Here is a 17,678-nt window from a genome sequence, read left to right as displayed (position 1 = left end):
AAGGAAAGAAAAACTACTCGGGGGCATCGAGCCCCCAAGTAGTTTGCCCAAGAGAAGAACCTCTGGCTCATATATGCCCGATGGAATTTATAAATGAATGTTGAACCAAACGGTCAACGTTATTTAGGGATATACATTTTTCAGATTTCTGACTTAAGAATTCTGAATTCCTAAACTGCCTATTGCCTACTGTACACCACTTTTCCCCACTGTATTTTATATTTTACATAGTGATTTTAGTTTGATGTTTCTTTCCCTTTTTTTAAGAATGAATATATAAATTTTAAAAATAGAGAAAGAATGCTTATAGCGTAGAACCAATTATTGAAATTTACAATTTCAAGAAAGTAGAGAAAGATATAAATAATCAGAATCAATCCTGAAATAACAATAATCACACTTAGAGCTTTCATCAGAATTTTGAAGCAATCCAATCTTTACCATAATATATTTCACAACCTATTCCTGCTGCGGCAGTGGCTCCCATAAACCAACCAGCAGGATTCTACCAATTTAAGGCAGCACCAACTCCCATAACCCCGGCTGAAACAGCTAATCCATGACATATTGCCTCTCCGGTCGTTCCTCCTTTAACATTGACTAATTGATCGAAATTTAGCTCTTTCATAATTACATCATTCCACATAATAATACACCCATGGTTCCAAAGTAACCAGATAGTCCAGCCGCTACGCCTAATCCTAAACCACCTGTTGTAGCGGTTAATGCACCAATAGCTAAAACACCTGTTACTGTAATTGCAAAAACTGCAACATCTTCACAGTCTTTTCCCCCACTCACCATCTCCATCTTTTCAATGCTCAACTCTTTCATAATTGTGTTGTTCTTAGATTTAGAAATTTGATTTAGGATACCCAAACATAAATTTGACTAGGTGACATTTCTTGTCACCCAATTATTTTTTTTAGAAAAAATGTAGCTTTTCGATTCTCTACAAAAAACAATCTCAATTGACTCGGAAAGACGAAGATCGTCAATGATCCGAAAGACAGTTCGTTTATGGACCTGAAGCTTTTTAGCCAAATCCTCTGGACTGCCCGTCTTTTCTTTTCAATCAGCTCAATCAGGAGCTTGGTGAGCTCATAGGACTTCAGTCCTGCCATGATGTGTTGGTTTTGGGTTGAAGAATATACCGATAGGCAGCGGAGAATGGGTTTTCTGTGGCTAGAAGTTGATGAGAGGTACCGGAAATACTGAACTTGCCCTGCTCCAGAATCAGGATACGATCCAAAGTATAGACCTTGGTGGGGATTTAGGCCAATTTCATCACGATAGCTATCGGTATTGTAAGAATGCGAGTGTGGAATTGCAAATCTCAAAAAGTGCCCAATTGAATTTCAATGGATCAGAGAGGAATCTACACCCAGGGATGAAACTTCAAATCCCTTGAAATAAAAAAGCGTAGAATTAATCTACGCTAAATTGCCTTTTAAATTGAAGCCTCCTTTTATTTAGGAAGCCGGCTTTTTTTTATCGCCATTTTTTAAGAGAATGAAGATAGATGTAATCAAGGTGATCACTGAGATTAAAATGATTGAGTAAAATTGACTTTTCTCATTTTTTATATTCGGACTAAATGCCAAGTAAAAGAAGTACATAGAAGCACCCATACTCGCAAGAATTCTTAACATCTTAGGTACCATTCTCTCTCCAATCAATTTACCCATAATCACCAAGCTGCAAAACAATTCCCAACTGTTGCCACTGTCAGTGCACCACCTGCGACTGGCCAGATTTGACCAAGCGCAAAACCAAAAGAAATTATTCCTAGTTGCAAACACTGCCTATTGGAAAGATCACCACCTTTAATGTTTTCCAATTGAATTTTATTTAATTCCTTCATATTTATTTTAGTTAAGTTAGTAAACAAGCTGTTACAAGTGAGCCGGATTTTATTGCCAACGAACCAAGCACTGCCGTTTCAAGAAGCCAGTATGGTCCAGCTAAAAAACATCTACCATTTCCACTCCCACTCACAATCTCCATTTCTTCGATACTCAACTCTTTCATAATCATGTTGTTTTAAAGTTAGAAATTTGTTTTAGAATACTCAAACATAAATTCAGGTCACTGCAATTTCCTTGCAGTCTATTAATATTTTTCAGAAAAAAAGTAAGATTTTTTCTCTTTGCAGTAAGATATATCTTTTCCCAAAGCAAGGCGCAAATCATCCAACACATTATAGATCATTCGCTCTTTCAATCCAAGCTTACCAGCCAGTTCTCCCGGACTCCCTGTCTTCCTCTTTTCAATCAACTCGATCAGAAGCTTGGTGCGTTCGTAGTACTTCAGTCCTGCCATGATGTGTTGGGTTTGGGTTGAAGCATATTCTGGTAGGCTGCTGAGAATGGGTTTTCTGTTGTCAGCAGTTGGGCTGGGGTGCCGGAAGTATTGATCTTTCCCTGCCCCAGGATCAGGATGCGGTCTAAGGTAATTGCCAGAGTGGGCTGATGGGTAATCAGTAATAGTCCGGCGCCGGTATGATGAAGGTAGCGCCGGATCAGATCCATCAACGCTCGCTCCATGCGGTAGTCCATCGCTGCTGTGGCTTCATCGAGTATCAGTATCTTGGGTTGCTTCACCAAGGCTCGAACCAAGCCGACGAGCTGACGCTGCCCTCCAGATAGGTTTCTTTCTTCTTCTCCGCATTGAGCTGATTGAAAAAAAAGACCTTCCAAGTTTTGAAACCTGAAAGGTCTGTGAGTTTTTCAGATTTCTGACTTAAGATTTCTGAATTCCCAAACTGCCTATTGCCTACTGAACACTACTTTTCCCCCCATCACCGTCATGGCAACCTTTGCTTTTAAAATATCATCCTCTGGTACTTCCATGATGTTTTGATCAAAGACGGTGAAATCTGCGGCCTTTCCAACGGCAATTGAACCTTTGAAATCTTCTTCGAACTCGGCATAGGCACCGTCTAGCGTGTAGGACTTCAAAGCTTGTTCACGGGTCATTTTTTGATCGCCTTCATAGCCTCCCTCAGGAAGTCCTTCCAATGTCTTACGGGTTACGGATGCAAAAAAGGAAGGGATTGGATCTACTGGCTCAACAGGCGCATCCGTTCCATTACAGATTCTAGCACCGGTTTGGAAAAGCTTCTGCCAAACATAAGCTCCATCAATGATACGTTTTTCTCCAAGTCTGTCGATGGCCCAAGGGCGGTCGGAACTCAAATGAATGGCCTGCATGGCTGCTATCACTCCCAATTCACCGAATCTCGGAATATCATCCGGATGCAAATGCTGGGCATGCTCAATTCGGAATCGGTGATCTGTTGCATCAGGGAATTTGGCAAAAGCTGCTTCATATCTATCCAAAATCTCCTGATTAGCGCGATCTCCAATAGCATGTGAACAAACCTGAAAACCTAGCGGCAAGGCCTTTTCTGATACCTCAGTTACGACAGACATTGGAAGCGTCTCATGTCCGCGATGCCCCGGTCTGTCAGCATAGTCTTCCAGCAACCAGGCACCTCTTGGCCCTAAAGCTCCATCACAGTTTAGCTTGATAGAACGGACTGTCAGCAAGTGATCTTCGGAGTCTATCATCGGACCTTTCTTGTACCATTCCTCCAAAAGCTCCGGCTGTCGGCCGGTAAGCATGATGTATTGGCGAACGGTAAGTTTACCCTCGTCTTTGAATTTTTGAACCAAATCAATCACATCCTGACCGGAACCTGCATCATGGAATGAAGTGATTCCTTTTTCTACCAATTCCTGCAATGCTAAGGTCAATGCCTCCTCGGCTCTTTCGGGAGTTTCTTCAGGGACTAATCTTGCCACTAGATTGGAAGCCCTTTCGGTCAATACGCCAGTTGGATTTCCCAAGTCATCCACGATAATTTCACCACCTTCTACTTCTCCCGGTCTTTCACCTTTCAGATTGGCGATACCAGCCAATTCCAAGGCTTTTGCATTGGCAAAGGAAGCATGGCCAGAAGCATGCCTGAGGAAAACAGGATTATCGGGGGATACTGCATTCAAAGGCTCATTGGTTTGGAAACCTTTGACCATTTTCTCGGGCTTTTGGATCCACTTGTCCTGATGCCAGCCTCTTCCGGTAATCCAGTCGCCCGGTTTGGCCTTGGCAACTGCCTCCGCAACTTTTTCTACCAGTTCATCATAGGTTTTGACATACATGAGGTCCAGCTCCAGCTTGTTGTAGCCGATTCCCATCAAGTGAGAATGGGACTCGATAAAGCCAGGAGTCATGGTTTTTCCTTCCAGGTCGATGACTTCTGTATTTTCCCCTATGTATTCTTGAATTTCAGCAGTAGTGCCAACAGCCAGGATTAAGCCGTCTTTTACAGCTACTGCCTCTGCCTTGGGATTGGTTTCATCTACCGTGTAGACTATTCCGTTGATAAAAACGGAGTCAGCGGGATTTTCAGGCCCCGAAGCACAAGCCCATGCAAATAGGGCTGCAAAAAGGAATAAGAATATTTTTTTCATTGGATTTATAATTCTGACCCTAAGCTAGATGATTTGAAGCATTGAGACAAATGGAAAAGTTTAAGGATGAAAGCTGAAAAACTTAAAATTGTAAATTCTAATTTATATAGAGCAGTTAGGAAGTATTAGAATCTGTTATTAGTTCTATTTATTCAATTCAGGATTTCCTAAAGTCGATTACCTGATAAGGATTTTCTTCACTAGGACTTCTCTATCGAGAGTTTCTAATTGTAAAAAATAAACTCCAGGCTGAAGGGCTTGAGCCTGGATTTCTACTTCCCTATTGGCAGGAATGGTTATTTCATCTACTAAGATTTGTCCCATTGCATTGACAAGTCTTGCATTCCCAGGCTTGTTGGAAATCACCTTAAATGGTCCTGATGAAGGATTGGGGTATACCTTCGCTAAAAAACTTTCCTCTTCGCCTGAGCTGGAATTGACAGCTTTTAAATAGGAAATACCACCGGCCCGACTTCCAAGGATCAGATCTGCATTTTCATCAAATCCGGGGTTAACAATCGAAATCCATGTGTTTCTTCCCAGTCTGAATGGGATATTTTGATCTTCAATTTTGACCAGAACTTCCTCACGAACTTCCGAATTCATCATGTCTTTGACCAGAAATACACGACCTGTTTGATCCACAGTATATAAATCCGGCTTTTCTTGAATTCTTACCGCAACACTGAGGTTTCGATTAGCAGGATTGTCTTGGAAACCCAAGAAATTATTACTTTTTAAACTGGCGGTTTTCCCTTCCAAGTCTACTTCATAGAGTGTTAAACTGCCATTTTGCGAAGCTATGAGTAAGTGATCTTTTCCCTGATAGGGAAAAAAAGTGAGTTGATCACCAACCCGAAGCGATAAGCCAGAAAGACTAAAATCCGGATAATTGCTACCCTGATTTTGGAGCAAGACTTGGGATGGTATTCCATTGATAGTACGTTGGCCTGAAACCAAAAGGTAAGACTGGTTTTTGACACTTCCATACTCTATGACTTGCAGGTCCAGTAAGTCCAAACTGGACAGATTGAGATAATCTGAATTGAGTACCTGAAATTGATTTCCAGAGAAACTTAATCTAGAAAGCTCACCTCTCACTTTATTGGCTGCATTTTTATTGGCACTGATCCATAATTCTCCTGCAAATATATTTCCTTTAAAAAACGGCCTTGAGCTTTCCCCTAAATCCAAAAGTTGGTTTTGTAGAATTGGATTTTGTGAACTTGAATTTTTGGAAAGGGCTACGATGGAGTTGGAAAAATCAATTTGGAATGGAGCCGAAGTTTCATTGGTGTTTAAAGATATGATCAATTGATCATCAATCTTTTTTCCGACATGGAATATGGGAAATACAGGGAGTGGTCCGTATTCTGGGATAGTATTTGAAAAAGTAGAAAAAACAGGCTGAGTATTACTGCCTTGGTTGGGTAGATAAAACAAAACACTACACTCATCTCTGCCCAAAACCAAATCGAAAATTCCATCCCCGGAAAAATCCTGATAGAGTACACTGTGCCCTCCCGCATGTTGGATACGGTTAGTTTCAGGGTTTTCTCTAAAATTGATGGGATTTCCGTCGCAGCGAGTTCCAAAATTGATTCCCTCACAACTGCAAAAGCTGATATTTCCCCAGAAGCTTTCTGGAAAAGCAAAGCCATCCACATCAGGACTGCCTTTTCTTTCTATTGAAGTGTTTTTATAAAACTCCAAGTAGTCACCTTGAGCAAAGTTGAAAATGACCAAATCCAAATCTCCGTCATTATCCAAGTCCTGAATCAAAGGAGTGTCCAGATTATTTGCAGGAATATTTCCAGCCCCATCCAGCCTCATGAAATTTTGTGCGAGAGTCCAAGAGATCTGATTACCTGAAGAACTGTTTTTGTAAACTTTAATCCCAAGCGGAGTGGAGGTGAAAAGGTCTTTTTTCCCATCTTGATCGAAATCCGCTAAAACCAAAAAACCACTGATATCAGTTGGGAATAAATAGGCCAATTCGGGTTTATGAATGAAGTTTTCTCCATTTTTTTCAAAAACGCTTAGTATGCGTGAATTAATGTCCCAGACGACCCATTCATCTTTTCCATCATTTGTCAGGTCAATAGTCTGAATTTGCGCGGAATTGATCCCCGGACCCAGACCTGCAGGAAGGATTTCATTGTTTTTACTTATGCTTTTGCTAGAATCAAATGAAAAAACAGATTGAGCGCTGGTATAGAGGGAACTGAAAAATAAAAAGGCAAAAAGGATAAATCTCATAAAGGCAATTGATTCCGAAGACTAAATTTAATACGAAGAGATGGCTTCAAAGATGTAATGATTGCTTTATTTTGAGTGAAATTTCTGAAGCTTATGAACATCGCCATCCTTTATCAGCTCTTTCTAAAAAGTACAGGGGTCAGTACAGATACCCGAAAAATCGATCCCGGAAATATCTTTTTTGCACTCAAAGGGCCAAATTTCAATGCCAATGAGTTTGCTTCAAAAGCTTTGGAAATGGGCGCCTCGGCGGTAGTGGTTGATGAAGCAGCCTATTTTGAGGAGGATGATGAGCGATATTTTATCTGTGAAAATGCACTAGTTTGCTTACAAAAATTAGCCAACTATCACCGACATCAGTTTGATATCCCAGTTATTGGTTTGACTGGGAGCAATGGGAAAACTACTTCTAAGGAATTGTTGAATGCAGTCTTGAGAACCAAATTCAAGACCTTAGCTACTGTTGGCAATTTGAATAATCATATTGGAGTGCCTCTGACTTTACTGGCCTTAAATCAAAGCCATGAATTGGCGATTGTTGAAATGGGAGCCAACAAGCAGGGAGATATACAGGAGTTGTGCGAAATCGCAGAGCCAACTCATGGGTTTATCACCAATATTGGAAAGGCTCATTTGGAAGGAATGGGTGGGCCGGAGGGGGTTCTAAAAACCAAAACTGAGCTCTATCAGCATTTGAGAGAAAATAAAGGAACTGTCTTTATAAATTCTCAAGACCCGATTTTATCCAACATGATCAAGCGCTTTGAGGAGCCTGTTTTGTATCCTGCCAAAGGTGATTTTTGTGAGGTTTCTTTTCATGGAGCTGATCCATTTGTGAAGTTCTCGGTGGAGGGTAGTCAGGAAGTTTTTCTTTCCTCTCTAATAGGTGCTTACAATTTTGGAAATATTGCCACAGCCTTGACAGTTGGGAAGTTTTTTGGTGTAGACATGAATCAAGCTGTGCAGGCAATAGTCGATTACAAGCCATCCAATATGCGCTCTCAGTTGGTGGAGAAGCGAAGCAATTTGATCATTTTAGATGCTTATAATGCCAATCCATCTTCTATGGAAGCTGCCATCCGAACCTTCGGAACAATGCAAGGGAAAAAGCATAAGATGATCATTTTGGGGGATATGTTTGAATTGGGTGAGCATGCGGAAGCGGAGCATAGAAAGCTAGGAGAAATTGTGAGCGAGTATGAAATTGATAAAGTTTGCTTCACCGGAAAGTTGGTCGTGTCTGCCTTGGAAAAAGCGCCCAAAGCTTTGTATTTCCCCGATCCTTTTTCCTTTAGAAATTGGCTTCAGGATAGTCAATTGGAGGATTACCTGATTTTAATTAAAGGCAGCCGGGGGATGAAGCTTGAAGGTTTGGTGGAGTTCATTTAAACCACTAGCTCCTCGAAATTTGAAATTTCGAGAAATTATCCTAAGATTTTCAATCTTTTTACATTTGATTATTTACCTACTAATAGTATTTTAGTAGTTGGCTGTTTGTTTAATTTTTTGTGATGGGACGAGAGTATATTGTAAAAGATCAAGAGGCTGTCCATTATGTCACTTTTACGGTGCATCAATGGGTAGATGTTTTTTCGCGAAAGTGTTACGCTGAAATTTTTCTAGAAAGTTTAAAATACTGTCAGTTATATAAGGGCTTAGAAGTTTATGCTTGGGTAATTATGACTAATCATTGTCATTTGATCATTCAAGCTAAGAATAATAATCTGTCTGATATTATCAGGGATTTAAGGAAGTATACTTCAAAAATGATTTATAAGGCTATAATAGAAAACCCAAAAGAAAGTAGGAAAAAATGGTTGGCTTTGACCTTATCATTTAAAGACCATATTTGGTTTTGGGAAAAAGGTTATCATGGAGAAGAGATATTTTCGAATCAATTTTTTGAAATTAAGGCTAATTATATTCATGAAAATCCGGTTAGGGCTGGTATTGTAGAAAAACCTGAGGATTATTTAATGAGTAGTGCAGGGGACTATTTAGGAATTAGAAAAGGCCCTTTAGATTTAGCTGTTTTTGGATGAAAAAGCAGTTTTTTAAAAGAGGATTTCAAATCCTTGGATAAGTTCTCGAGGTTACAAACCTCGAGAAGCGAGTTTTAATTAAAGGCAGCCGGGGAATGAAATTGGAAGGCTTAGTTGATTCTATTTGAAGCTAGAAAGGAAGGTTTCTGGCGTGAAAATCGGAATTTGAGACTTTTTATAATTAGCCAAGTTTCGAGTGATAATAGCTTTGATTTCCGGCTTTTGAACAGCTGAAAAGTACTGAATAGCATCTTCAAAATCAGAAAACCCACTTTTCATTGCTGCAAAAATCTCTTTTTCGGAAACAGGGAGGATTTTACAGAAGCTTACCAATTCGGAAACCTTTTTTAATGCTCCATCATTTCCATATAACTTTCTTAGAAGGTAATGTACATTAGCGACTGTCAATGATGAAAGAAAAATTTGGATTTCACCATTATATCCCAAGCCAAATATACTCCTTGCCGGTACATTAAAAGGTTCCCTCTTCAAAAGGAAATCTAATATTACGTCGGAATCTAAAAAAATATTAGAGCCCATGCTTTTCCATTAATGCTTTAGTCAGCTCCTCTTTGTAATCAAATTCTCCTTCATGCTTAAGGCATCCTTCTAATTTTAAAAAACTTTCTGGTAGCGTCTTTCTTCCTTTTTGTATAGGATTTTCCTTTTTCTCGAGTATTAAAATCCTAAAATAATTTTCCACCAAAGATGATAAGCTTTGACCTTGTTGGGAAGCATATTCCTTTGCTTTTTTGATCACGTCTTTTTCAAGGGTGAGAGTTAACTTGGTATTCATAACACGTGTAGACTTTAGGAATTAAACACGTGTAATTTATCAAAAAGTTCAATTTCTCCAAAAGCATAAACTTCGTGCCTCCAAATACAGTTATGTCCAAATAATTTATACTTCTACCTTTAGCTTTCAAAATTTAGCTTTCTCATGCGACCCTACCTTTCTTTCCTCTCAGCTCTTTCCGAAAACAATCACAAAGAATGGATGGATGCCAATAAAAAGTGGTATCAGGAAACGAGAGCGGAATTTTTGGAAGATGTTTCAGTGATCTTGAAGCAATTGTCTGAAGTTGAACCTGAATTATCAGCTTTCAAACCTAAGGACTGTGTGTTTAGGCAAAATCGGGATATTCGCTTTTCAGCTAATAAAGATCCTTATAAGACCAATTTTGGAGCTTACTTTTCCCCAAAAGGGAAAAAATCAGAGGGTCCTGGATATTATGTGCAAGTTCAGCCGGGAAACTCTTTTTTTGCGGGAGGCATCTGGATGCCGATGGCGGAGACCTTGAAAAAAATTAGAAAAGAAATTGATTATTCAGGAGCTGAATTGGAAAGAATAGAGGCTGATCCAGAGTTTAAAAAATTGTTTTCTGGTATTGAAGGAGATAAGTTGAAAACCAGTCCCCGAGATTATGAAGTTGATCATCCTCACATAGAATATCTACGGTTGAAGAGTTTCACTGTATCACACCCGATTGCTGAAAAAGATGTAAACTCCGGCAACTTTATCAATTTAGCCTTAGATGGTTTTAGGAAGATGAAGCCTTTCAATGACTTTTTAGCCAAGGCCATCGAAGATGTGGAGGATGGTTCAGGAATTCTGTAAATCAGAAATTTGAAGTCAAAATGCTGAAAAATCAGCCAATAAGTTTTTCCAAAACTGCAGCGACTCCATCTTCCTTGTGGTGCAGTGTGACTTCCTTAGCCACTGCTTTCACTTCCGGTCTAGCATTACCAACTGCCACACCCCAGCCGACAGATTGTAGCAAGTCAATATCATTGTAATTATCTCCAAAGGCTATTACATCCCCCATGCCGAAATCATAGTATTTATTTAAAATCATTTGTAAAGCGGTTGCCTTTGAAATCTTTTTGGGAGCGATTTCTATGTAGGTGTCTTTCGATCTGTACAAATGGAGTTGGTCTCCATAGAGGAAGTGCAGTTCCCCAAAGAGCCAACTTATTTCTTGCGAGTTTCCCATACACATGACTTTATGGGCTCCTGATTGGGAGTTTTCCCACTCATTCAAAACCAAAGTAGTCTCCTTCCATGTTGGAGTCACTTTGGTGTTTTTGATTTCTCTGGCTGACCAATAATCCTCCTTGGGTTCAAACCAACTTTCACCTTGGTACAAACTGATATGAATGCTGGTGGATTGGCTTAATTCTAAGATTCTTTGAACTAGGTGAAGAGGAATCTCCACTGAATCCACGACTTTTCCATCGGAATCAATGACAAAGCCTCCATTGTAACAAATGAGGGGTTGTTTTTCTCTATTCAAATCTCTGAGCAAATGCCGCATCGCATCAGGCATGCGCGAACTTGCCAGAATCAATGGTATTTCCGGAGAAAAGGCTTCTATGACCTTCTTGAGTCGAGGAGATAAATCCCTCTCGGAATTCAGGAGTGTACCATCAATGTCGGTACAGATAGCTTTAAACTTCATTAATCAATCTGTGACCAATCTACCTCATCCGCAAAATGGGTAAAGAAACTGAATCCAATTATTGAAATGATAATCACAGCTATTGCAAAGCCGATCAGCTTCATGATTAATTCCGCTTTTGCCCAATTTGCTTTATTGGGCTCTGTGTCTTTGTCCACAGCCCATACGATTAGCATGATAAATCCTATCAGAGGAAGTTTTGAGATTAGCACGTTAATTACCCAATCACCAAGTGTTTGGGGTGGTTTTTTAAATTCTTCAGGAATATTCATTTGGTTAGGGTTGAGGGTTAGTAAAGAAATCAGCTACCTGAAATTCATACTCTTGCATTGCGAAATTATCAGGGTTACTTGGGTCTCTCTGAATAAACTGCACAGTAATTTGCTGATAATCTGAGGCATTTTCAAAATCTCTGACATAAATTTCAGCACATTTTCGGGCTAAAATTTCAGGTTGCTTTCCAATTAAAAGTGGATCTCCATTTTCTAGAAGGAGAAAAATTGTGCTTTGCTCACCATCCTGGGTGGAGCTTTTGCTTAGCTGAACACTCAGGTTTTGAAAATCTCCTAAAGCCCGAATTTCATGGGACGGCATGAATCCTTTCCCCATCACATTTTCCATTCCGCTAAAAACTAATCCTGCAACTTTTTCAGGATCACATGTGCAAGAGCTAGTAAAGAGAATTAAATAAAGTAGAAATGAAAAAGAAATTGCTTTGCTTGAATTCATAGGGGAAGATACGATTACTCTTCCACCTTATCAATGAGTAAATAGGCTTGATAGTCCTCAATCCTATATTTTTTAGTGGTATTTGGATAAGGTTTGAGGTCCACTAATGCGATTTTATACCCTAAATAAAAAATTTCTGAAGGAATACCTTGATGAGGAGGATAGGTACTTAAGTCAAAAGGCTTCTCTTGTCCGTTGACAGAAACCAATATTTTGATCTGCGCCAATCCTTGCCAGACGCATGTGACATTTTCCGGGCAGCGGGAGTCCTGACTCAATTCCAAAAATGTAATAGATATAGGTTCTGTGCAATGAGTTACTTGTTCTTGGTATGAGAATTCAAATGTTTCCCCCAATTCAAAATTTTGACATGGTCTTTCGTTAAGGCAAGAAATTAAGGATAGTATACATACTAAAAAGAGCATGGATTTCATGGATAGGCGATTAGATCAAGTACAGCATAGACGTAAATAATTATTGGTATGCTACTATTATTCCACCGAAGAAATAGAATTCTTTCAAGGTATTTGGAAATCCTCAATTTTGTGAAAAAATCAAACTCATTTAGTATTTGAGTGGGAAGATTTAGCCTTCTGAGCTAACTGGGGAAATATAAAAAAAGCCTCACATTTCTGTGAAGCTTTGAGTGGAGTCCCGAAAGCTTTCGGGACGAACCGATGACTTTCCCGCATGCTTACGGTACGCTCTATTCGGCTGAGTTGATTGGAAAATAAAAAAGCCTCACATCTCTGTGAAGCTTTGTGTGGAGGATAACGGAGTCGAACCGATGACCTCTACACTGCCAGTGTAGCGCTCTAGCCAGCTGAGCTAATCCCCCAAACGGAATGCAAATATAAGCTGAGGATTCAATTAGCCAAACAAAAATTAATCAGTGTTGTAATTAATCCGAGTCATAATACTCCTGCCCAAAGTGACCTCATCTGTAAACTCCAATTCGCCACCCACAGGTATACCTCTGGCTATTGTACTAACTGATACGCCTTTTTCTTTCAGACGCTTAGCCAAATAAAAGGCCGTAGTATCACCTTCCATGGTTGCGCTTAAAGCTAAAATAACCTCTTTTACTGGTTCGGATTCGGAAGCCTTTTCAATCCGTTGGATTAAAGATTCAATCTTTAGATCCTCTGGACCGATCCCCTGAATGGGAGAAATCACGCCACCTAGCACATGGTACTTTCCCTGATATTGATTGGTATTTTCAATGGCGAGCACATCTCTCATGTCTTCAACAACGCAGATGATAGAGCCATCTCTTCTATGGCTTTTGCAAATACTGCATTCCTCTTCATCAGCAACGTTGTGACAAATTTTACAATACTTGATTTCTTGCCTCATTCTCGACAATGCAAGAGCTAAGGCCTCAGTATGTGCTTCACTTTGCTTCAACAGATGTAAAGCCAAGCGCAATGCAGTTTTTTTTCCGATCCCAGGCAATCTGGAAATTTCGGTTACTGCATCTTCAATTAATTTGGAAGGAAAATTCACAGGGTGATGTTTATACTATTGTGGCTTGAATACCTTCATCTAAGATAGCTTCACACATGGGTTTTAGCTCTTCTTGACTTCCTTTTTTTACAGCGCATTCCCCTTTGTAATGGATGATGATTGTGCACTGTTCGGCCTGTTCTCTCGTGTGTTTGCAAACTCTAATCAACACATTGATTACATGATCGAAGGTGTTGACATCATCATTGAACACCACCAGATCATGAGACTCAAGATCCAGTAATTCCTCTACTAATACGTCTTCTTCTTCTACTTGAGGGAAAGGTGTACTCATTTCAATCATTTTGCAAAATTAAGAATATTAGACAAATTTGGCGACTCACCAACGATGCGCTATGAATCCTCAAATTGTTCTGCTTGTCATTTCCTGTTATTTTTTGATGTTGTTCCTGATTTCTTGGTTTACATCCAGAAAAATCACGGCAGATACTTTTTTTACCGGTGACCGTCAATCTCCTTGGTTTTTGGTCGCCTTCGGTATGATTGGCGCCTCTTTATCCGGAGTAACCTTTATATCAGTTCCCGGTGAGGTAGGTAATTCTAACTTCTTTTACTTCCAGGTTGTTTTGGGATATACCCTTGGATATTTTACCATTGCCAAGGTTTTATTGCCTCTTTACTACAGACTTAACTTAGTATCCATCTATTCCTATTTGGAAGATAGATTTGGCTTTTGGTCGTACAAAACGGGTGCCTTTTTCTTTATTCTATCAAGAACATTAGGTTCCTCGCTAAGAGTATTTTTGGTTGCTTCCGTTTTGCAGTTGATTTTATTTGACTCTTTAGGTATTCCTTTTTGGGTTTCAGTCTTGATCACTGTCGGTCTAATTTGGCTTTACACGCATAGAGGAGGGATCAAAACGGTAGTTTGGACAGATACGCTTCAGACATTTTTTATGCTATTGGCTGTCGTAGTCTGTATCAAGCTTGTTGGAGATGAATTAAGCTTCTCCGGTATTTCCGATTATTTCACCGCTGTTTCACAAGATTCTCGCTCGGAGATTTTTAATTGGGATTGGAAAGCAGGAACCAATTTCTTCAAGCAATTTATATCGGGAGCATTTATAACCATCGTCATGACGGGGTTGGATCAGGATATGATGCAAAAAAACCTCACTTGCAGGAATATAGGTGATGCACAGAAAAACATGTTTTGGTTTACCATCATTTTGGTGATTGTAAACTTGCTTTTTCTTTCTCTAGGAGTAATGCTCTACCTCTATGCTGAAACCAAGGGTGTTCAATTGCCGGCCAAAACCGATGAGCTTTTTCCCCTTTTGGCCACTCAGCATTTTTCCGCCTTTGCGGGAATTATTTTCGTTTTAGGAATCACAGCTGCAGCTTATTCGAGTGCTGATTCTACACTGACAGCTTTGACAACTTCATTTTGCATTGACTTCTTAGAGATAGAACGGAAGTATCCTAAGGAAAGAAGAGTTGCAATTAGAAAGCGAGTCCACATTGCATTTACCTTCGTGATGTTTGTTGCCATTCTGATCTTTCATTGGATCAATGATCAGAGTGTGATTAACTCGGTTTTTATCATAGCCGGCTATACCTATGGCCCATTATTGGGCCTCTATGCTTTCGGGTTGTTTACAAAATTGAAAGTAAAAGACCGTTGGGTTCCTTTAATGGCAATAATGGCTCCATTACTGACTTTTATGATCAGTTATAATTCTGAAAAATGGCTCTGGGGATACAAGTTTGGCTTTGAAGCCTTGATTCTGAATGGACTCCTGATGTATTTGGGGCTCTATTTGGGAAGAATTAAAAAGTGATCAAAAACCTAATTCCTTTTCAGGGTCCCAAAATAGGTTTTCAAAGTTTTGTACCTGATCATTTTCAACTTGAACGCCTTCTGATTCTAAAAGCTCCTGCATTTTAGTTGGGGTTTGAAAATGATGTTTGCCAGTGAGTAAGCCGTTTCTGTTGACAACACGATGCGCAGGTACATCTGGTAAAGTGTGAGCGGCATTCATGGCATAGCCTACCATTCTGGCACCACTTTTTAGGCCCAAATAATTGGCAATGGCCCCATAAGAGCAAACTCTGCCTTCAGGTATCTCTTTGACAACCTGATAGACAAGATCAAAATAATTAGGCTTTTCTGTGTTCATTACTCCAATTTAGGAATGCCTGATTGATGGTTTTTCTAACTTGAGATTCAACCAATTTCTCACCGGATTTGATAGGGAATTGATAGCGTACCAATACATTATCCGACTTTCTTTCCAGTACATTCAACTGAGCTCCTTCCAATATCACATAATCAGAAAATTGCTTTAAAACCTCGACTAGTTTTTCTTCCAAATTGATCAACTGAAGATCTGTAGAATAGGGCATTTCTGCATCAAAAACTACCTGGTGAGTGTTATTTTTTGAATAATTGATTACGTCCGAAGTAAGCATCATGGAATTGGGAATGATGATGATTTCCCCGGTCTCACTTTTTAGGACAGTATTCATTAAGGTAAAATCTCTAATAAACCCTGTGTTCTTCCCAATCGTGATTTTGTCTCCAATTTCCAGTTGCTCAGAAAACATGATGATCAAACCATTGACAATACTGGTGATATAGTCTTTTGTCAATAAAGCAATCGCTGCCGCTACAATGGTGATGGAAGTTAGAAACTCTAAAGGCCGAATGCCAAAGGCTAGCATCAGTGAAATGAGGAGTGCCAGAGAATTGAGTATTCCGGAGATCCTTCCTATTCCAACCACAAAGTTGGGAAGCACTTTGGTTTCCGCAGTTTTTTGGAGGTAAAGTCTTAATGTAATGATCCTTCCTAAGGAGATAATCAAGTTTGCACTGAGCAGAAATATCAATGCTCTGATTACATGATTTAGGAGTGAGTAGTTATCCAAAAGAGGTCTCAAATATGTTTCCCCTTCATAAATAAATTCCAGTAAAATCAAGAGAATCAGTTTGATGGCGAAGTTCCAGCGCTTTCTATTCTCCTTGGTTCGTATACTAGTTTTTAGGTGATTCATAACTTAATCGAAAAATAAAGCCTAATTTTAGCAATAATCAATCGTGTTTTTAGCATATGAGTAGAAATATCATCATTACCGGTGCTGCCGGAAACTTAGGTTCAGCTGTTGTAGAAAAGTTTAAAAGAGAAGGATATCATGTTATCGCATTACTTCAACCAGGGAAAGACGAGGAAGTGGAAGATGCGGATGATAGCTACGAAGTAGATGTAACAAATGAGGAGTCTGTGGCCGAGTTTGTCAAGGAATATCAGCTTCAATACAATGAGTTGGATGCCTTGGCCATGATAGTAGGAGGATTTGCGATGGGATCAATTGAGGATGCCAAGCAGTCTGATTTTGAAAAAATGTTTTCTCTCAATTTTTTTAGCGCATATCATCTGGTAAGGGGATTCCTTCCTTTTATGAAGAAGCAGCAAAAAGGCACTTTCTTGTTTGTGGGTGCGCGTCCTGCTTTGCAATTAGAAGACGCTTCTGCTACGATCGCCTATGCGATGAGTAAAAGGCTGATTGTGTCTTTGGCAGAAATTTTAGCGACCGAAACCAAAGAGACCAATATTCGTTCTCATGTTTTCGTTCCAAGTATTATTGACACTCCGCCAAACAGAGAGGCTATGCCCGATTCGGATTTTAGCAAATGGGTAAGTCCTAAAGAAATTGCTGAGGCGATGCATTATGCTGTCAATAATCCGGCCTTGAGAAATATGACTTTCAAACTTTATGGAGAAGCTTGATTTATGAAAAAATTACTTTGCCTTTTGGCCTTAAGTTTTGGTGTTTTATTTCCGTCTTTAGCTCAATCTGAAGAGCAAGCCGTCAAAGAAGTAATTATGTCGCTTTTTGACGGTATGAGAGCAAAAGATGCTGAAATGGTTATGAAATCTTTTAGCTCAGAAGCAATGATGCAAACCGTGATAGCTGACCCATCAGGTACAAGAGTTGGAAGTAATTCTGTGGAGGACTTTGGGAAAAGGATAGCTAGTACACCGGTTGAGACAGAATTGGATGAACGAATCCTAGATTATCAAATTAAAATAGACGGAAACATGGCGGCTGCATGGACGCCCTATGAGTTTTACGTCAATGGAAATTTTAGCCACTGCGGAGTCAATTCTTTTCAGTTGGTCAAAATGTCCGAAGGTTGGAAAATAGTTTACATCATTGATACCCGTCGTAAAGAGGGATGTTGATTT

General features: G+C 39.6%; 24 protein-coding genes and 1 tRNA gene. 7 read left to right on the top strand and 18 right to left on the bottom strand.

Annotated elements, in window-relative coordinates; genetic code table 11:
• Positions 1 to 505: 505 nt before the first annotated feature.
• Positions 506 to 628 carry a hypothetical protein gene (locus BM073_RS18295; RefSeq protein WP_262481192.1) on the bottom strand — a complete coding sequence of 41 codons (123 nt, stop codon included), beginning with the start codon at positions 626 to 628 and terminating at the stop codon, positions 506 to 508.
• A 2-nt stretch (positions 629 to 630) separates the two neighbouring features.
• Positions 631 to 834 (bottom strand): hypothetical protein, encoded by a 204-nt coding sequence (locus BM073_RS16890; protein ID WP_091655513.1) that lies wholly within the window; start codon positions 832 to 834, stop codon positions 631 to 633.
• 361 nt (positions 835 to 1,195) lie between these two features.
• On the opposite strand from BM073_RS16890, the gene BM073_RS18190 reads away from it, so the two are divergent.
• Positions 1,196 to 1,411: a hypothetical protein gene (locus tag BM073_RS18190; protein WP_091655512.1), complete on the top strand. Its 216-nt coding sequence runs from the start codon at positions 1,196 to 1,198 to the stop codon at positions 1,409 to 1,411.
• A gap of 279 nt (positions 1,412 to 1,690) precedes the next feature.
• Here BM073_RS18190 and BM073_RS18150 read toward each other — a convergent pair whose 3' ends face one another.
• The 5 genes from BM073_RS18150 to BM073_RS16855 all read right to left on the bottom strand — a co-directional run bounded on the left by BM073_RS18150 (position 1,691) and on the right by BM073_RS16855 (position 6,734).
• On the bottom strand, positions 1,691 to 1,864 hold the full coding sequence (locus BM073_RS18150; RefSeq protein WP_175557942.1) for a hypothetical protein: 174 nt from the start codon (positions 1,862 to 1,864) through the stop codon (positions 1,691 to 1,693).
• 248 nt (positions 1,865 to 2,112) lie between these two features.
• On the bottom strand, positions 2,113 to 2,322 hold the full coding sequence (locus BM073_RS16870) for a helix-turn-helix domain-containing protein (RefSeq protein ID WP_091655510.1): 210 nt from the start codon (positions 2,320 to 2,322) through the stop codon (positions 2,113 to 2,115).
• Positions 2,310 to 2,699, bottom strand: coding sequence for an ATP-binding cassette domain-containing protein (locus BM073_RS18290; protein ID WP_091655509.1), 390 nt, complete (start codon positions 2,697 to 2,699; stop codon positions 2,310 to 2,312). Before BM073_RS18290 ends, BM073_RS16870 begins: the two co-directional genes overlap by 13 nt.
• 69 nt (positions 2,700 to 2,768) lie before the next feature.
• Positions 2,769 to 4,475 carry an amidohydrolase gene (locus BM073_RS16860; protein WP_091655508.1) on the bottom strand — a complete coding sequence of 569 codons (1,707 nt, stop codon included), beginning with the start codon at positions 4,473 to 4,475 and terminating at the stop codon, positions 2,769 to 2,771.
• 177 nt (positions 4,476 to 4,652) lie between these two features.
• Entirely contained in the window at positions 4,653 to 6,734 is a 2,082-nt protein-coding gene (locus BM073_RS16855) for an FG-GAP-like repeat-containing protein (RefSeq protein WP_091655507.1), read from the bottom strand.
• Between the two features lie 93 nt (positions 6,735 to 6,827).
• On the opposite strand from BM073_RS16855, the gene BM073_RS16850 reads away from it, so the two are divergent.
• Positions 6,828 to 8,123 (top strand): UDP-N-acetylmuramoyl-tripeptide--D-alanyl-D-alanine ligase, encoded by a 1,296-nt coding sequence (locus tag BM073_RS16850; protein WP_091655506.1) that lies wholly within the window; start codon positions 6,828 to 6,830, stop codon positions 8,121 to 8,123.
• 122 nt (positions 8,124 to 8,245) lie between these two features.
• Entirely contained in the window at positions 8,246 to 8,776 is a 531-nt protein-coding gene (locus BM073_RS16845) for an REP-associated tyrosine transposase (protein ID WP_091655505.1), read from the top strand.
• A gap of 120 nt (positions 8,777 to 8,896) precedes the next feature.
• On the opposite strand, the gene BM073_RS16840 is transcribed toward BM073_RS16845, so the two are convergent.
• Together BM073_RS16840 and BM073_RS16835 are read right to left on the bottom strand one after the other, a co-directional pair.
• Positions 8,897 to 9,316, bottom strand: coding sequence for a type II toxin-antitoxin system VapC family toxin (locus tag BM073_RS16840; RefSeq protein WP_091655504.1), 420 nt, complete (start codon positions 9,314 to 9,316; stop codon positions 8,897 to 8,899).
• The gene (locus tag BM073_RS16835; protein ID WP_091655503.1) at positions 9,306 to 9,572 is read right to left on the bottom strand and encodes a DUF6364 family protein; all 267 of its coding nucleotides are present in this window, start codon (positions 9,570 to 9,572) and stop codon (positions 9,306 to 9,308) included. Before BM073_RS16835 ends, BM073_RS16840 begins: the two co-directional genes overlap by 11 nt.
• Positions 9,573 to 9,716: 144 nt before the next feature.
• Between BM073_RS16835 and BM073_RS16830 the strand changes: the two genes are divergently transcribed.
• Positions 9,717 to 10,394 carry a DUF2461 domain-containing protein gene (locus BM073_RS16830; protein WP_091655502.1) on the top strand — a complete coding sequence of 226 codons (678 nt, stop codon included), beginning with the start codon at positions 9,717 to 9,719 and terminating at the stop codon, positions 10,392 to 10,394.
• Between the two features lie 31 nt (positions 10,395 to 10,425).
• Here BM073_RS16830 and BM073_RS16825 read toward each other — a convergent pair whose 3' ends face one another.
• From BM073_RS16825 to BM073_RS16795, 7 genes are all read right to left on the bottom strand, one after another.
• A complete protein-coding gene (locus tag BM073_RS16825) occupies positions 10,426 to 11,235 on the bottom strand; it encodes a Cof-type HAD-IIB family hydrolase (protein WP_091655501.1) in 810 nt (269 codons plus the stop codon).
• Complete coding sequence (locus BM073_RS16820; protein WP_091655500.1) at positions 11,235 to 11,507, bottom strand: hypothetical protein; 273 nt, start codon at positions 11,505 to 11,507, stop codon at positions 11,235 to 11,237. Before BM073_RS16820 ends, BM073_RS16825 begins: the two co-directional genes overlap by 1 nt.
• Before the next feature lie 4 nt (positions 11,508 to 11,511).
• Positions 11,512 to 11,964 carry a hypothetical protein gene (locus BM073_RS16815; protein WP_091655499.1) on the bottom strand — a complete coding sequence of 151 codons (453 nt, stop codon included), beginning with the start codon at positions 11,962 to 11,964 and terminating at the stop codon, positions 11,512 to 11,514.
• Between the two features lie 14 nt (positions 11,965 to 11,978).
• A complete protein-coding gene (locus tag BM073_RS16810) occupies positions 11,979 to 12,398 on the bottom strand; it encodes a hypothetical protein (RefSeq protein ID WP_139217518.1) in 420 nt (139 codons plus the stop codon).
• Between the two features lie 330 nt (positions 12,399 to 12,728).
• A tRNA-Ala gene (locus BM073_RS16805) sits at positions 12,729 to 12,802 on the bottom strand.
• Between the two features lie 47 nt (positions 12,803 to 12,849).
• Positions 12,850 to 13,470, bottom strand: coding sequence for a recombination mediator RecR (recR, locus tag BM073_RS16800; protein ID WP_091655497.1), 621 nt, complete (start codon positions 13,468 to 13,470; stop codon positions 12,850 to 12,852).
• 10 nt (positions 13,471 to 13,480) lie between these two features.
• Entirely contained in the window at positions 13,481 to 13,765 is a 285-nt protein-coding gene (locus tag BM073_RS16795; protein ID WP_091655518.1) for an ATP-dependent Clp protease adaptor ClpS, read from the bottom strand.
• A gap of 61 nt (positions 13,766 to 13,826) precedes the next feature.
• Between BM073_RS16795 and BM073_RS16790 the strand changes: the two genes are divergently transcribed.
• The gene (locus BM073_RS16790) at positions 13,827 to 15,272 is read left to right on the top strand and encodes a sodium:solute symporter (RefSeq protein ID WP_091655496.1); all 1,446 of its coding nucleotides are present in this window, start codon (positions 13,827 to 13,829) and stop codon (positions 15,270 to 15,272) included.
• Here the strand turns inward: BM073_RS16790 and BM073_RS16785 are convergent, their stop codons facing one another.
• Together BM073_RS16785 and BM073_RS16780 are read right to left on the bottom strand one after the other, a co-directional pair.
• Complete coding sequence (locus tag BM073_RS16785; protein WP_091655495.1) at positions 15,273 to 15,611, bottom strand: MGMT family protein; 339 nt, start codon at positions 15,609 to 15,611, stop codon at positions 15,273 to 15,275.
• Complete coding sequence (locus BM073_RS16780; protein ID WP_091655494.1) at positions 15,592 to 16,485, bottom strand: mechanosensitive ion channel family protein; 894 nt, start codon at positions 16,483 to 16,485, stop codon at positions 15,592 to 15,594. The genes BM073_RS16785 and BM073_RS16780 overlap by 20 nt, the downstream gene beginning before the upstream one ends.
• 56 nt (positions 16,486 to 16,541) lie before the next feature.
• Between BM073_RS16780 and BM073_RS16775 the strand changes: the two genes are divergently transcribed.
• The gene (locus BM073_RS16775) at positions 16,542 to 17,219 is read left to right on the top strand and encodes an SDR family NAD(P)-dependent oxidoreductase (RefSeq protein WP_091655493.1); all 678 of its coding nucleotides are present in this window, start codon (positions 16,542 to 16,544) and stop codon (positions 17,217 to 17,219) included.
• A gap of 3 nt (positions 17,220 to 17,222) precedes the next feature.
• Positions 17,223 to 17,675: a nuclear transport factor 2 family protein gene (locus BM073_RS16770; protein ID WP_091655492.1), complete on the top strand. Its 453-nt coding sequence runs from the start codon at positions 17,223 to 17,225 to the stop codon at positions 17,673 to 17,675.
• Positions 17,676 to 17,678: the final 3 nt, after the last annotated feature.

This window comes from Algoriphagus ornithinivorans (assembly GCF_900115305.1).
Taxonomy (GTDB): Bacteria; Bacteroidota; Bacteroidia; order Cytophagales; family Cyclobacteriaceae; genus Algoriphagus; species Algoriphagus ornithinivorans.
The sequence above is the reverse complement of the archived record's forward strand: the minus strand, read 5'-3'. Positions and strand labels throughout refer to the sequence as shown.

Coding starts and splice junctions, on each gene's coding strand:
- BM073_RS18295 (WP_262481192.1), bottom strand. CDS start 628: ATGAAAGAGCTAAATTTCGATCAATTAGTCAATGTTAAAGGAGGAACG.
- BM073_RS16890 (WP_091655513.1), bottom strand. CDS start 834: ATGAAAGAGTTGAGCATTGAAAAGATGGAGATGGTGAGTGGGGGAAAA.
- BM073_RS18190 (WP_091655512.1), top strand. CDS start 1,196: ATGAGAGGTACCGGAAATACTGAACTTGCCCTGCTCCAGAATCAGGAT.
- BM073_RS18150 (WP_175557942.1), bottom strand. CDS start 1,864: ATGAAGGAATTAAATAAAATTCAATTGGAAAACATTAAAGGTGGTGAT.
- BM073_RS16870 (WP_091655510.1), bottom strand. CDS start 2,322: ATGGCAGGACTGAAGTACTACGAACGCACCAAGCTTCTGATCGAGTTG.
- BM073_RS16860 (WP_091655508.1), bottom strand. CDS start 4,475: ATGAAAAAAATATTCTTATTCCTTTTTGCAGCCCTATTTGCATGGGCT.
- BM073_RS16855 (WP_091655507.1), bottom strand. CDS start 6,734: ATGAGATTTATCCTTTTTGCCTTTTTATTTTTCAGTTCCCTCTATACC.
- BM073_RS16850 (WP_091655506.1), top strand. CDS start 6,828: ATGAACATCGCCATCCTTTATCAGCTCTTTCTAAAAAGTACAGGGGTC.
- BM073_RS16845 (WP_091655505.1), top strand. CDS start 8,246: ATGGGACGAGAGTATATTGTAAAAGATCAAGAGGCTGTCCATTATGTC.
- BM073_RS16840 (WP_091655504.1), bottom strand. CDS start 9,316: ATGGGCTCTAATATTTTTTTAGATTCCGACGTAATATTAGATTTCCTT.
- BM073_RS16835 (WP_091655503.1), bottom strand. CDS start 9,572: ATGAATACCAAGTTAACTCTCACCCTTGAAAAAGACGTGATCAAAAAA.
- BM073_RS16830 (WP_091655502.1), top strand. CDS start 9,717: ATGCGACCCTACCTTTCTTTCCTCTCAGCTCTTTCCGAAAACAATCAC.
- BM073_RS16825 (WP_091655501.1), bottom strand. CDS start 11,235: ATGAAGTTTAAAGCTATCTGTACCGACATTGATGGTACACTCCTGAAT.
- BM073_RS16820 (WP_091655500.1), bottom strand. CDS start 11,507: ATGAATATTCCTGAAGAATTTAAAAAACCACCCCAAACACTTGGTGAT.
- BM073_RS16815 (WP_091655499.1), bottom strand. CDS start 11,964: ATGAATTCAAGCAAAGCAATTTCTTTTTCATTTCTACTTTATTTAATT.
- BM073_RS16810 (WP_139217518.1), bottom strand. CDS start 12,398: ATGAAATCCATGCTCTTTTTAGTATGTATACTATCCTTAATTTCTTGC.
- BM073_RS16795 (WP_091655518.1), bottom strand. CDS start 13,765: ATGAGTACACCTTTCCCTCAAGTAGAAGAAGAAGACGTATTAGTAGAG.
- BM073_RS16790 (WP_091655496.1), top strand. CDS start 13,827: ATGAATCCTCAAATTGTTCTGCTTGTCATTTCCTGTTATTTTTTGATG.
- BM073_RS16785 (WP_091655495.1), bottom strand. CDS start 15,611: ATGAACACAGAAAAGCCTAATTATTTTGATCTTGTCTATCAGGTTGTC.
- BM073_RS16780 (WP_091655494.1), bottom strand. CDS start 16,485: ATGAATCACCTAAAAACTAGTATACGAACCAAGGAGAATAGAAAGCGC.
- BM073_RS16775 (WP_091655493.1), top strand. CDS start 16,542: ATGAGTAGAAATATCATCATTACCGGTGCTGCCGGAAACTTAGGTTCA.
- BM073_RS16770 (WP_091655492.1), top strand. CDS start 17,223: ATGAAAAAATTACTTTGCCTTTTGGCCTTAAGTTTTGGTGTTTTATTT.